The sequence below is a fragment of the Marinitenerispora sediminis genome (genome assembly GCF_003336425.1).
Lineage (GTDB): Bacteria > Actinomycetota > Actinomycetes > Streptosporangiales > Streptosporangiaceae > Marinitenerispora > Marinitenerispora sediminis.
On sequence record NZ_QEIO01000156.1, the window covers coordinates 1 to 11,858 of the forward strand.

Here is an 11,858-nt window from a genome sequence, read left to right on the forward strand (position 1 = left end):
CGAGAGGGAAATACCCGGTCCCATTTCGAACCCGGTCGTTAAGCTTCTCAGCGCCGATGGTACTGCCCTGTTGGGTGGGAGAGTAGGTCGCCGCCGGACGTTTTTTTGGGGGTCGCCCTTTGGGGCGGCCCCTCTTTTTTGTTGTGTGGCGTTCAGCGGCTGACGCGGTCCAGCTCGCTCACGTCCTCATGTGAGAGGCAGAGCCCCGCGCCGGCGATGTTCTCGCGCAGGTGTGCCGTCGATGACGTGCCACCGTGACGCCAACCGTCCCTGTCACCGTCTCCTTGAGCTGACCGACCTCGGTCTCTCGCTCCAGCACATGGCGCGCGGGCTCAGAGACCGGGCGCAGACGCACATGGTCGAGGTCCGCGCGAACCGCGACGACGACGACGCGCGTACCTCCTGACGACTCGCATCCCGCCTCCAGCGGCTCTGCATTCCCAGTGCCGCACCCTCGGAGGCGCGGGTGGCGGGGGCGGGGGACGGGGTCCCGCGCCGCTCCGATATCCACGTTGTTTGGGCACGCGGCGGCATCCTCGCATACCGTCGTAGTTCCTGAGTTCGTGCTGTACGCGGCGCTCGGCTGAGGCCATAGGCTCGGTGCAGGACGAGGAATGAGTTCCGGCAGCAAGGGGTGTATGGACTGGTGACGAGCATCGGCGTGGCAGGGCGGATCGGGCAATTCACGTTGGAGAACGGGCTCCGGTTGGTGACCGCCCCGGCCGCCACCGGGCAGGTGGCCGCGGTCAACCTGTGGTACGGGGTCGGTTCCCGGCACGAGGTCCCCGGCCGGACCGGGTTCGCCCACCTGTTCGAGCACCTGATGTTCCAGGGGAGCGGCAACGTCGCCAAGGGCGAGCACTTCGAGGCGGTCGAGCGCCTCGGCGGCGACATCAACGCCTCCACGTCCACCGACCGCACCAACTACTTCGAGACCGTCCCGGAGCACGCCCTGGACCTCGCGCTGTGGCTGGAGGCCGACCGGCTGGCCACCCTGCGCGACGGCATGAGCCAGGAGGTGCTGGACAACCAGCGCGACGTCGTCAAGAACGAGCGCCGCCAGCGCTACGACAACGTCCCCTACGGCACAGCCCTGGAGCGCATCCTGCGGCTGGCCTATCCCGAGGGCCACCCCTACCACCACCCGACCATCGGCTCCATGGCCGACCTCGACGCCGCCGATCTCGACTACGTGCTCTCCTTCCACCGGCGCCACTACGGACCGGACAACCTCGTGCTGACCGTCGTCAGCGACCTCGACCCCGAGGACGTGCACGAGCGTGTCCGGCGCTACTTCGGCGGCATCGCCCCGCGCGGCACGGTCGCCGAGGCGCCCGAGGCGGCGCTGGACGGCCCCATCGGCGGGCCGGTCGGCGAGACCGTCGTCGAGACCGTGCCGGCGCCCGCGGTGTTCCTCGGCTTCCGGGTGGGCCCGTACGGCAGCCGCGAGTTCGACATCATGCACCTGGCCGCGGCCGTCCTCGGCCAGGGGCAGGGCAGCCGCCTCTACCAGCGGCTCGTGGTGGAGCGCGGCCTGGCCGCCGACGACGGCGGTGGCGCCGCCGACCTCCTCGCGTTCCGCTACACGCCGAGCCTGGTGCTCGTCAGCATGATCGCCCGCGAGAACGTCAGCGGCGACGAGCTGGAGGCCGCCATCCTGGAGGAGATCGCCGGCCTGGCCGAGGGGGTCGGCGAGGAGGAGCTGGAGCGGGCCCGCGCCGTCCTGGAGCGCGACCACCTGCAGTCCATCTCCACCCCGTCCGGGCTGGCCGACACACTCAGCAGCTGCGCCCAGCTGTTCGGCGACCCCGAACTCGCCTACACCTGGCCGCAGCGGTGGGCCGACATCACCACGGACGACATCGTCACCCACGCCAAGCGGCTGCTCACCGCCGAGAACCGGTTGGTCCTGCGCTTCGAGCCCGGGGCGCAGCCGTCGGCCGAGGCAGCCGCGGAGGTCGCGGAGAGCGGCACCGGGCTCGGGGACGAGACCGGCGTCGAGCACGGTGCCGCGGACGGCGCCGCCGGCGACCCGGCGGGCGCGTCCTGAGCCGGCGATCGCCCGACGGCCGCCGCGCGCCGCGCGCGGAGCGGCGGCCCTCCGCCCACCACCGTCGTTCCGCGGGGACCGGCGCCCTCGCCGCAGCCGGCCCGCGCACCCTGACGCAGAGGAAGAGTCGTTTTGAGTAAGCTTCAGCTCCGACCCACGCTCGGCGCCCCCAAGCCCTACACGTTCCCCAAGCCCAGCCGCGTGCGTGTCGGCAACGGCACGGTCGTCGCCATCGACGTCCCCGGTCAGTCCTATGTGGCGGTCCGCCTGGTCCAGCCGGCCGGCGGCGCCGCCGAGCCGCTCGACCGCATGGGCGTGGCCGGGCTGACCAACGAGTCGCTGGAGGACGGCGTCCAGGGGAACAGCTCACTCGCGCCGGCGCTGGAGCGGCACGGCGCGGAGTGGGTGTCCCGGGTCACCTGGGACAGCTTCGTGACCGGCGTGGACGCACCGGCCAACCGCGTGGTCGACGCCACGGCACTGCTCGCCGAAGCCGTCCGGACGCCGGCGCTGCGTCCGCAGGACGTACTGCGCCGCCGGGACCAGCTTGTCGAGCGCTTCTGGCTGGAGGCGTCGGTCGCCTCGACGCTGGCCGCCCGCAGCATCGGCGGCCAGCTGTTCGCCGGCCGCTACGCCACCCCGCTCAGCGGCGGGCCGGCCCGGCTGCAGGAGATCACCCCGGAGCTCGTCGCGGAGTTCCACAGCGAGGCTGTCGCCTCCGTCGCCGGCACGCTGGTCGTGGTCGGCGACCTCACCAACATCGACGTGGCGGAGCTGGGTAAGACCGTGTTCGGCGACGCCGAGGCGGCGCCGGCCCGGCCGGTCACCACGCCCGGGTCGGCGTCCGGTGAGCTGCCGCGGATCCTGGTGCTGGACCGTCCCGGATCGGTGCAGTCGGCGCTGGTGTTCGCGCACCGGGCGCCGGCGCGCGCGGAGATCGACCTGCCGCGGGCCGAGGGCATGAGCGACGTGCTGGGCGGCATGTTCACGTCGCGCCTGAACATGGAGCTGCGGGAGCGGCTCGGCTACACCTACGGGGTGGGCTGCCGGTTCGACCTCCGCCGGGACAGCGGGGTGTTCCTGATCAGCACCCAGGTCGAGGCGCCCACCACAGCGCACTCGATCACCGCCACGCTCGCCGAGATCGAGCGGCTGCAGGCCGACGGCGTCACCGAGGGCGAACTCGCCGCGGTGCGGGAGTCCAACACGGTCGGCCTTCCGGTCAGCTACTCCACGGCCCGCAGCCTGGCCGGGGCGCTGGTGGAGATGGTGGTGCACGATCTTCCGGAGGACCACGTCGACCGCCTGCGCGCCGGGTTCGAGCGGGTGACCGCCGAGGACCTGCACCAGGCCGCCCGGGAGTACCTGCGGCCGCGCGAGTCGGTCGTCATCGTGGCGGGCGACGCCAAGGAGCTGCGCGGGTCGCTGGAGGAGACCGGATTCGGCCCCGTGGAGGTCCGCGATCCGGAGTCGCTCTGGACCTGACCGCCCTTTCCGGACCGGAAGGCCGGCAGCGGACCCCGCGCGCGGCGCGCGGTCCGTGGCCGGCCCCCGGTTCGGCGTGGCAGGATCGGGAAGGGAGAGAGCGGGCAGGCGTGTCGCCGTACCGGCGTCGGGAGACGGCCGAATCCCAACCCGGATGACGGCGTGCGCGTAACCACCTGCTCTAATGTCCTGTGCACCTGATATAACGAGGGATCCGTCCCATCCCCGACGAGACCGCCACCGTAAGAGTCCGCAGGAGGCCACCGTGCCCCGTGATCTGACGCTTTAGAAGCCGTGTCCTCCATCGAAAAGCCCCATGCAGAGCGGGACCCCTCGTCGCCGCGAACCCCTCGACCCTCGAGGCCGGTCCGGACGAGCGTGTTCTCGCCGGCCGGTACCACCTGCAGGACCCGATCGCGCGCGGCGGTGTCGGGACCGTGTGGCGGGCCCGGGACCTCGTCCTGGACCGCGAGGTGGCGGTCAAGGAGCTTCGGCTGCCCGCCGACCTGAGCGACGCCGAGCGCAACTCGCTGCTGCGCCGCACCACTCGTGAGGCGCGCGTCGCGGCCCGGCTCACGCACCCCAACGTCGTGACCGTCCTCGACGTCGCGAACGAGGACGGCCGTCCGTGGATCGTCATGGAGCTCGTGGTCGCGCGGACGCTCGCCGAGATCATCCAGCTGGCTGGGCCGCTGCCCTACCAGCGGGTGGCGGAGATCGGCCTCCAGCTCATCAGCGCGCTCAAGGCCGCCCATGACGAGGGCATCATCCACCGGGACGTCAAGCCCGAGAACGTGATGATCAGCGAGGACGGCCGGGTGGTGCTGACCGACTTCGGCCTGGCCGCGTGGACGGGGGAGTCGGCCCTGACCACGTCCGGCCGGATCATCGGCTCGCCGTCCTACATCCCGCCGGAGCGGGCGAAGGCCGGGCCGGTGGGGCCGGCGTCGGATCTCTGGTCGCTGGGGGCCACGCTGTACTCGGCGGTCGAGGGCCACCCTCCGTACAACCGCAAGGGCTACATCGCGATCCTGCGCGGCGACGACCTGGAGGAGCCGCCGCCGGCCGAGAGCGCCGGGCCGCTGGCCCCGGTGCTGGCCGGCCTGCTGCACGTCAGGCCGGAGGACCGGCTGACCGCCGAGAACGCCACCAAGATGCTGCGGATCGCGGCGCTGGCGCCCTACGCTCCGGAGACCAGCCCGGAGACCGCCGCGCGCAGCGCGGCCGAGACCCGGGAGCCGGCCGCCGACGGATCCGCCCGCGAACTGGCGCGGGACCACTTCCGGGCGGGGGCGCACGTCCTGCGCAGCTCGCTGCAGGAGTCGGTGTCGGAGTCGATGTCCTCGCTGCACGACGCGATCCAGCGGCATCGTCCCGAGTCGGTGAGCTCGCTGCTCACGTCGATCCGCGAGTCGACCGACACGCTCGGCCTGACGAGTTCGGGGAAGCACCGCACCCGGCGGCCGACGGCGATGGTCATCACCGCGGCGGCGGGGGTGCTGGTGCTGCTGGCCGTGGTGCTGTGGGCGCTGCTGTTCCGCTGATCCGGGAGGTGCGCGGTGCGGCCGCGGTCCGGGGTGCCGAACGGCGAGAAGGCGCGGGATCGTCCCGCGCCTTCTCGCGGGTGGGGCCGGCGAGATTCGAACTCGCACTGTCACGAACCTAAATCGTGTGCCTCCTGCCGTTGGGCTACGGCCCCTCGCCGGTGGGAGCGGTCGTCGGCGGCGCGGCCCGCCGAGCTCCCGGCCGGACGCCTCCCCGAGAGTGGCAGCCCCGGCAGGGGAACGCAAGTCGCCGGGCGCCTCGGGTGACCAGCGCCCCATCCTAGCGGTTCGGGGCAGGCCGGGGGCGGTGCCGCGGTGACCGGGCCGGCCGCGGAGCCGGCCCGGCGGGGCGGTCACAGCCCGAGTTCGCGCCTGATCCGGTCGACGTGCCCGGTGGCCTTCACGTTGTAGAAGGCCCGGCGCACGGCGCCGTCGGAGCCGATGACGATCGTCGAGCGGATGACGCCCTGCACGATCCGGCCGTAGTTCTTCTTCTCCCCGTAGGCGCCGTAGGCGGTCAGGACCTTCTTCTCGGGGTCGCTGAGCAGCGGGAAAGTCAGCCCCTCCTTGGCGCGGAAGGCCGCGAGCTTGTCGGTGGGGTCGGGGGAGACGCCCAGCACCGTGATGCCGGCGGACTCGAACGCCCGCAGGTTGTCGCGGAAGTCGCAGGCCTGCGTCGTGCATCCGGGAGTCATGGCCGCCGGGTAGAAGTACAGCACGACGCTGTCGCCGGCGGCGGCGAGCACCTCCCGGAGGGCGACGGGCTTGCCGTCGGCGTCGTCGAGCGTGAAGTCGGGGGCGGTGTCGCCGGGCTGCAGCCGGACGGTGGACTCGCTCACGTTTTTACCTTTCCGGAAACGACGGGGATCGGCGAGGCGTCCCGCCTGCGCACGAAGTCCCAGCTTATTGTCGTGTCTGACCGGATTCTGAGCGACCGGACAACCGCGACCGCGGCTGCGGCGTCAAACTGCCACGACGAGCATGTGGCCGTTGGTTCGCCTGCGGTTCATCCCGTGTTCGCCGGCTCGACGCACAGCGGCCTGTCGCTCCCCGAGAGCGCGTGCGAGGCGACCCGCATTCTCGTCTCCGAGGCCAGTGATGGCTCTCATCCCTGGAGGCTCCGGCATGTCCAGTTTCACCCTGCGCGATATCAGAGAACTCACGTACAAGCCACGCGACTCCTGGTGGACGGTACTGCTGGTGGACCCACTGGCGGCACGCCTGGTGAAGTTCACCGCCAACCGCACGTCCATCACGCCGAACCAGCTGACCGTAGCGGCGCTGGTGCTGGGAATGTTCGCCGCCGGCTGCTTCGCGATGGCGGAGCCCGGCTGGCTGGTGGCCGGTGCGCTGCTGTTCCACCTCAGCTTCGTGCTGGACTGCATGGACGGCAAGATCGCCCGGTTGAAGGGCAACGGCTCGGTCTTCGGTAGCTGGCTGGACTACGTCTTCGACCGGCTGCGCGTGCTCGTCTGCGCGGTCGCGCTCATGGGCGGCCAGTTCGCGAAGACCGGCGACCAGGTCTTCATCTGGTTCGCCATGGGCATCGTGTTCACCGACATGTTCCGCTACCTCAACTCGCCGCAGATGGCCAAGGTGCGCAGGAGCATGCGGCGCAACCTGACCCGGGCGATCCGGGAGGCGGACGAGGCGGGGGCCGCCGCCGGCGACCACCGCAGCGAGCACGCGGTGTCGGCGATGGCGGCCGGCGACCGGTTGAGCCGGAGCCTGTCCGCGGACCAGCAGCTGGACGAGGTCGTCGAGCCGCAGGGGGAGGAGATCGAGGAGATCGCCGTGCCGGCGGCGGGGGCGGCCGCTGCGGTGCCGGGCGACGGCGGGCGGTCGGCCCGCTCCGCGGTGTCCGGTGTGCTGCGGCCGTCCTCGGCTCCGGTCGTCGACGCCGCGGCCGTCGAGGCGGCGGCGGCCGACGACGAGGCGGAGGGCGAGGACGCGGCGGAGGGCGAGGACGCGGTCGGCGCGCCGACGGCCGGGCGCCGCGCACGCGAGGTGCAGGCGACCGAGCTGCAGCGCCGTTTCCACACCTACTTCCCGTGGTACATCCGGTTCCGGGACGCGCTGCGGGCGCGCCGGATCCGGCCGCACCTGGTCAGCGGCATCGAGTTCCAGATGGGGACGTTCATCGTCGCGCCGCTGGTGGGCGCGGTGACGCTGGCGGCGTCTCCGTGGGGGCTGCTCGGCACGATCACGGTGTCGGGCGTGCTGATGCTCGCCTTCGAGCTGCTGCTCATCTACAAGCTGTGGCTGTCGACCCGGGAGTACACGCGGGTCGTGGCCGGGATCCAGGCGGCGGTGCGCCAGGCCGCTCCGGCCGGCTGGGAGGCGGGCGGGACCGCGGCGGAGCGGTCGGCCGGTGCGCCGGCGGGCGCGGGGCACGCTCCGGGGGAGAGCCGCGGTGCGATGACCCCGGACCTGGCGGACGCGGGGAACGGCGCGGGGGCGGTCACGGTTCCGGAACGGAACGGCGTCGCTTCGGCGGGCTGACGGCGGCGGATCCGCCCGGTGGGGGCGCCGTGGTGTGCGGGATCGGGCGGAGGCCCGGCCCCGCGGCCGACCGGGCACGCGCGCGTCCCCGCCGTTCATCACCTATTGTTGACCAAGTTCATGCGGGCGGACCAGGAGCGGCGCCGGGCCACGGCCCGGCGGTGTCCCGCCTCCCGGGCGCCCGTGCCGCCGGGCCGGAGCAGACCCTCGCTTGGTCTTTGGGAGTTCAGCAGCGATGGCCAGTTTCACACTGGAAGAGGTCAGAGAGCGCACCTGCAAGGCGCGCGACTCCTGGTGGACGGTGTGGGCGGTCGATCCGCTGGCGCTGCGGCTGGTCCGGATCGCGGCCGGGCGCACGTCGCTCACCCCCGACCACCTGACGGTGGCCGCGCTGCTGTTCGGCCTGGGCGCGGCGGCGTGCTTCGCGATGGGGTCGTGGCCGTTCCTGCTGTGCGGCGCGGTGCTGTACTACCTGTGCTTCCTGCTGGACTGCATGGACGGCAAGCTGGCGCGGCTCACCGACCGCGAGACGCTGTTCGGCTCGTGGATGGACTACGTCTTCGACCGGTTCCGGGTCCTGGTGTGCGCCATCGCGCTGATGGGCGGTCAGTACGTGCTCACCGGCGAGGTGGTGTTCGTCTGGCTGGCACTGGCGGTCGTCTTCTGCGACATGCTGCGCTACCTCAACGCGCTGCAGGTGTACAAGACCCGCCGGGAGATGCGGTCGCACATCGCCGGGGCGCTGGAGCGCGCTCGGGCGACGCTGTCGATGCTGGAGCCGACCGAGCCGGGCGGCGCCGGGCAGCCGATGAGCGACACGGGTGAGCAGGCCGTGCTGCGGCACGGGATCTCGGTGCTGGAGCAGATCCTGCGGACCCAGACTGAGCGGGAGACGAAGTACGACCGCGACGCCGGCAAGCAGCCGGACGTCCGGCTGCCGCGGATCGACCTGCACCAGGAGTTCCGCACCCGGTTCCCGTGGTATCAGCGCATCTGGGACTTCCTGCTCGCGCGCCGGATCCGTACCCACCTCGTGAGCGGCATCGAGTTCCAGATGGCGGTGTTCATCCTGGCCCCGCTGGCGGGGGCGGTGGCGAGTGCCGCGATCGTCTGGATCACCGTGATCGTGGGGGCGCTGCTCCTCGCGTTCGAGATTGCGATCGTCTATAAACTGTGGTTGTCCACGCGGGATTTCTTCCGGGTTGTGGACGGTATCGATGGCGCGTTGAGGCTCACGCGCTCGCCTGACGACGAGGCCGGCGCGCGGCCGGCCGGGGACTCCACGCAGGCGACTCTGCGGCAGTAGCGGAAGGAAGCGGCTTTATGGAGGGACGCGACCCCGCGAGGGCGCGCCGTGACCCGGCCAGTGTGCAGGCCGAGATCGAACGGACGCAGGCCCGGCTGGTGTCGAACGTCGACGCGATCGCCGACCGCACGAACCCGAGGAACGCGGCCCGCCGCGGTCTGCGGCAGCTGCGCGACGCTGGCGGCCACCTCGTCGAGGAGGCCCGCACGCTGGTCGGGGGCGGCGGTGCGGTGCGTATCGACACCGAGGTCGTCGAGGCGCCGGAGGGAAGTGTCCGGCTGAAGCACGACGACGAGGTGGTGTCGACCTACAGCACGCGGGGGCAGCTGCCACCGGAGGCGGTGCTGATCGGTGTCGGCGTCGGTGTGGTGGTGGTCGTCGGGCTCGCGGTGCTCTGGCGGCGGCGCCGGCGCTGAGTCGGCCGTGCCGCCGCGGGCGGTGGTGGAAGGCGTCGGCGCGCCAGCGCCGGCGCCTTCTTGTCCGTTTCCGGGGCAGGCCGGTTGTTAGGTCTCCGGGGCACGCCGGCTGGCACGTCTCCGGGCAGGCCGGGCTCAGAGGAAGGTGCGCCCCTCGCCGCGGTAGGTGGGGACGGTCGCGGCCACCCGGGTCCCCTCGACGAGGTGCAGCACCGGGAAGCGCTCGCACAGCTCGCCGGCCTTGGCGTGCCGCATCCACACGCGGTCGCCGACGGCGAGGGCGGCGGCGGCGGGGCCGAGCAGCGGTGTCTGGGTCTCGCCGGCGCCCTCGGAGGCGCTGTAGCGCAGCCCGGCGGGCAGGTACGGCTGCGGTAGCCGGTCGGCTCCGGCGGCGCCGGAGGCCGGGTAGCCGCCGCCCAGTGCGGTGGCCACCGCCGGGGCGGGACGGCGCACGACGGGCAGCGCGTAGAGGGCGGCGGGGCGGCCGGAGAAGGCGCGGTAGTCATCGAAGAGCCGCGGGTGGTAGAGGCCGGACCCGGCCGCGACCTCGGTGACGGCGCGTTCCCGCGCGGTCAGGTGCACGCTCCCGGTGCCGCCGCCGTTGACGAACCGGAGGTCGGCGACGTCGCGGACCGCGGCCACGATGGCGGCGCGGCGGCGGGCGAGCTCGGTCGCGGAGCGCCGCTGCGCCCAGCGCACGACGCGGCCGTAGAGGGGGCGGCCGGCGGGAGCGTCACCGACTCCGGCGATCTGAGCTTCGTAGGCCATGACGCCGTCCAGCCGCAGCTGGGGGCGGCGGGTGATCTCTCGGGCGAGAGCGGCGGCCTGGGCCGGGGTCCGCACGGGGGAGCGCAGGGCGCCGATCCGCAGCCGCGGCCCGAGGGGCTGCCAGCTGGTGTCGACGTCGAGGCAGACCCGGACGGGGCGGACCGGATCAGGGGCGGCGGCGGTGATGATGTCGAGGTGGGCGACGTCGTCGACCATGAGGGTGACGGAGTCCAGGGCGCGCGCGTCGGCGGCGAGTGCGGCGATGGCGCGGGTGTCGGTCGTCGGGTAGCCGACGAGGACGTCGTCGCTGACGGGGTCCGGGGCGGCGCCGTCCGCGGGGTCGCCGGTGGCCAGCCAGAGGGCTTCGGGGAGGGTGAGGGCGAGGATGCCGGCGAATCCCGGGCGGGCGAGGACGTCGCGGAGCAGGTGCCGGCAGCGCACGGACTTGCTGGCGACCCGGATCGGGGTGCCGGCGGCACGGCGGACCAGGTCGGCGGCGTTGGCGTGGAAGGCGGGGAGGTCGACGATCGCGAAGGGGGGTTGCAGCCCGGCGGTCGCCGCGTCGTAGCGGTCGCGAACGGTCGTCATGGGAGCACCATCCCACGATTTCGCGAATATTATTCATGTTTCCTTGGGTGGGCGCCGCGTTCCGCGGTTACCGCTTCCGCCCCGCCGACCGGGCTAACCTGGGGAGGTGTCCCGCTCGGTCGATTTCCGCTGGAGTGCCCTGAGTCATGAGTGATCGCGAGTACGTGCTGACGCTGTCCTGCCCCGACGGCCGTGGGATCGTCGCCGCGGTGGCGAACCTGCTCGCCGGGCACGGATGCAACATCACCGAGAGCCAGCAGTACGGCGACGCCTACACCGGGCGCTTCTTCATGCGGGTGCAGTTCGCGGCCGAGGAGCCCTCGGCGGCCGAGGACGCGCTGCGCGCCGCACTCGCGGCGCTCGCGGCGGACTTCGGTATGGACTGGGGCCTGTGGCGGCGCGACGTCCGGCCGCGCACGCTCGTGATGGTCTCCCGGTTCGGGCACTGCCTCAACGACCTGCTGTACCGGCGGCGCAGCGGGCTGCTCGACGCCGAGATCGTCGCGGTCGTCTCCAACCACCCCGACCTGGAGTTCCTCGCCCGTTCCTACGAGCTCGACTTCCACCACCTGCCGGTCACCCCGGAGACCAAGCCGCGCCAGGAGGCGCGGCTGCTGGAGCTGGTCGAGTCCTACGACGTCGAACTCGTGGTGCTCGCCCGCTACATGCAGGTGCTCTCCGAGGACCTGTGCGCGAAGATGTCCGGCCGCATCATCAACATCCACCACTCGTTCCTGCCGAGCTTCAAGGGCGCCCGCCCCTACCACCAGGCGCACGCGCGCGGCGTGAAGCTCATCGGGGCGACCGCGCACTACGTCACCGCCGACCTCGACGAGGGCCCGATCATCGAGCAGGAGGTGGCGCGGGTCGACCACACGGAGAGCCCCGAGCAGCTCACCGCGGTCGGCCGCGACCTGGAGTCGCAGGCCCTCTCGCGCGCGGTCAACTGGCACGCGCAGCGCCGGGTGCTGCTAAACGGCGCCAAGACGGTGGTGTTCCGCTAGCCGGCCGGTGCGCGCGGGCACCCCGTGCCGCACAGGCCGCCGCCGAGGTGCGGTCGGGCCGTGCGCGGCCGGGACCGGGGTCCGGGGGTGTGCGGCTGCGGCGCCGCAGCCGCACCGCGTCCTTCGGCGGCGCCTGAGTGCCTCTCCCGCTCTCCCCCCCCGTGCGCGGCTTCCCCGTGTTCGGCTCCGTCCCCC

Annotated in this window: 10 protein-coding genes, 1 tRNA gene and 1 rRNA gene; 9 read left to right on the top strand and 3 right to left on the bottom strand. The window is 72.7% G+C overall.

Going from position 1 to position 11,858, the window contains the following annotated elements; translation table 11 throughout:
• The 5 genes from rrf to DEF28_RS22535 all read left to right on the top strand — a co-directional run.
• Positions 1-99 (top strand): 5S ribosomal RNA (rrf, locus tag DEF28_RS22510); the annotation flags it as partial.
• A gap of 142 nt (positions 100-241) precedes the next feature.
• Positions 242-406, top strand: a complete 165-nt coding sequence (locus tag DEF28_RS22520) for a hypothetical protein (protein ID WP_199493460.1) — start codon at positions 242-244, stop codon at positions 404-406.
• Positions 407-646: 240 nt separating this feature from the next.
• Positions 647-2,050 carry a M16 family metallopeptidase gene (locus tag DEF28_RS22525; RefSeq protein WP_114399910.1) on the top strand — a complete coding sequence of 468 codons (1,404 nt, stop codon included), beginning with the start codon at positions 647-649 and terminating at the stop codon, positions 2,048-2,050.
• A 132-nt stretch (positions 2,051-2,182) separates the two neighbouring features.
• Entirely contained in the window at positions 2,183-3,535 is a 1,353-nt protein-coding gene (locus DEF28_RS22530; RefSeq protein WP_114399909.1) for a M16 family metallopeptidase, read from the top strand.
• A gap of 437 nt (positions 3,536-3,972) precedes the next feature.
• Positions 3,973-5,079, top strand: a complete 1,107-nt coding sequence (locus DEF28_RS22535; RefSeq protein WP_233515487.1) for a serine/threonine-protein kinase — start codon at positions 3,973-3,975, stop codon at positions 5,077-5,079.
• A gap of 81 nt (positions 5,080-5,160) precedes the next feature.
• On the opposite strand, the gene DEF28_RS22540 is transcribed toward DEF28_RS22535, so the two are convergent.
• Together DEF28_RS22540 and bcp are read right to left on the bottom strand one after the other, a co-directional pair.
• Positions 5,161-5,234, bottom strand: a tRNA-Leu gene (locus DEF28_RS22540).
• Positions 5,235-5,432: 198 nt separating this feature from the next.
• The gene (gene bcp / locus DEF28_RS22545; protein WP_114399908.1) at positions 5,433-5,918 is read right to left on the bottom strand and encodes a thioredoxin-dependent thiol peroxidase; all 486 of its coding nucleotides are present in this window, start codon (positions 5,916-5,918) and stop codon (positions 5,433-5,435) included.
• Positions 5,919-6,204: 286 nt separating this feature from the next.
• Here bcp and DEF28_RS28575 point away from each other — a divergent pair, with 286 nt between their 5' ends.
• The 3 genes from DEF28_RS28575 (at position 6,205) to DEF28_RS22565 (ending at position 9,303) form a co-directional block, all read left to right on the top strand.
• The gene (locus DEF28_RS28575; RefSeq protein WP_233515488.1) at positions 6,205-7,581 is read left to right on the top strand and encodes a CDP-alcohol phosphatidyltransferase family protein; all 1,377 of its coding nucleotides are present in this window, start codon (positions 6,205-6,207) and stop codon (positions 7,579-7,581) included.
• Between the two features lie 235 nt (positions 7,582-7,816).
• Positions 7,817-8,887 (top strand): CDP-alcohol phosphatidyltransferase family protein, encoded by a 1,071-nt coding sequence (locus DEF28_RS22560; protein ID WP_114399907.1) that lies wholly within the window; start codon positions 7,817-7,819, stop codon positions 8,885-8,887.
• A gap of 17 nt (positions 8,888-8,904) precedes the next feature.
• Positions 8,905-9,303 (top strand): DUF3618 domain-containing protein, encoded by a 399-nt coding sequence (locus tag DEF28_RS22565; protein WP_114399906.1) that lies wholly within the window; start codon positions 8,905-8,907, stop codon positions 9,301-9,303.
• A gap of 135 nt (positions 9,304-9,438) precedes the next feature.
• Here DEF28_RS22565 and DEF28_RS22570 read toward each other — a convergent pair whose 3' ends face one another.
• Complete coding sequence (locus DEF28_RS22570) at positions 9,439-10,659, bottom strand: alanine racemase (protein ID WP_114399905.1); 1,221 nt, start codon at positions 10,657-10,659, stop codon at positions 9,439-9,441.
• Positions 10,660-10,805: 146 nt separating this feature from the next.
• On the opposite strand from DEF28_RS22570, the gene purU reads away from it, so the two are divergent.
• On the top strand, positions 10,806-11,663 hold the full coding sequence (gene purU / locus DEF28_RS22575; RefSeq protein ID WP_114399904.1) for a formyltetrahydrofolate deformylase: 858 nt from the start codon (positions 10,806-10,808) through the stop codon (positions 11,661-11,663).
• Positions 11,664-11,858: the final 195 nt, after the last annotated feature.

What these genes read in the sequence shown, in the direction of transcription:
- DEF28_RS22520 (WP_199493460.1), top strand. Translation starts at nt 242, where the DNA reads ATGACGTGCCACCGTGACGCCAACCGTCCCTGTCACCGTCTCCTTGAG.
- DEF28_RS28575 (WP_233515488.1), top strand. Translation starts at nt 6,205, where the DNA reads ATGTCCAGTTTCACCCTGCGCGATATCAGAGAACTCACGTACAAGCCA.
- DEF28_RS22560 (WP_114399907.1), top strand. Translation starts at nt 7,817, where the DNA reads ATGGCCAGTTTCACACTGGAAGAGGTCAGAGAGCGCACCTGCAAGGCG.
- DEF28_RS22565 (WP_114399906.1), top strand. Translation starts at nt 8,905, where the DNA reads ATGGAGGGACGCGACCCCGCGAGGGCGCGCCGTGACCCGGCCAGTGTG.
- DEF28_RS22570 (WP_114399905.1), bottom strand. Translation starts at nt 10,659, where the DNA reads ATGACGACCGTTCGCGACCGCTACGACGCGGCGACCGCCGGGCTGCAA.
- purU (WP_114399904.1), top strand. Translation starts at nt 10,806, where the DNA reads ATGAGTGATCGCGAGTACGTGCTGACGCTGTCCTGCCCCGACGGCCGT.